The organism is Pseudomonas sp. SIMBA_041 (assembly GCF_046535095.1).
GTDB classification, from domain to species: domain Bacteria; phylum Pseudomonadota; class Gammaproteobacteria; order Pseudomonadales; family Pseudomonadaceae; genus Aquipseudomonas; species Aquipseudomonas mucoides.
Map to the genome: position 1 here is coordinate 1 of NZ_JAWRXJ010000265.1, position 275 is coordinate 275.

Annotated in this window: 1 pseudogene; it reads right to left on the reverse strand. The window is 62.5% G+C overall.

The window, feature by feature from the left end:
* Positions 1-275: pseudogene (locus tag SB725_RS31125) on the reverse strand (glucosidase); the annotation flags it as partial.

Genomic DNA, 275 nt, shown 5'->3' on the forward strand with positions numbered 1-275 from the left:
GGCCGAACAGGCGTTCCTTGATAATCGGATCGTTGCGGTTCCACAGCGCAAGCGAGATGCACCAGCTGAGCTTGTCGTCGCCGAAACCGGCGATGCCGTCTTCGCCCCAGCGATATGCGCGGCTGCGCGCATGGTCGTGCGGGAAGTAGTCCCATGCGGTGCCGTTCGCGCTGTAATCCTCGCGAACCGTTCCCCATTGACGCTCGCTGAGATAGGGTCCCCAGCGTTGCCAGTGGTCACACTCGGCCGAATGCAGGCGCGAACCTTCAGTAGTG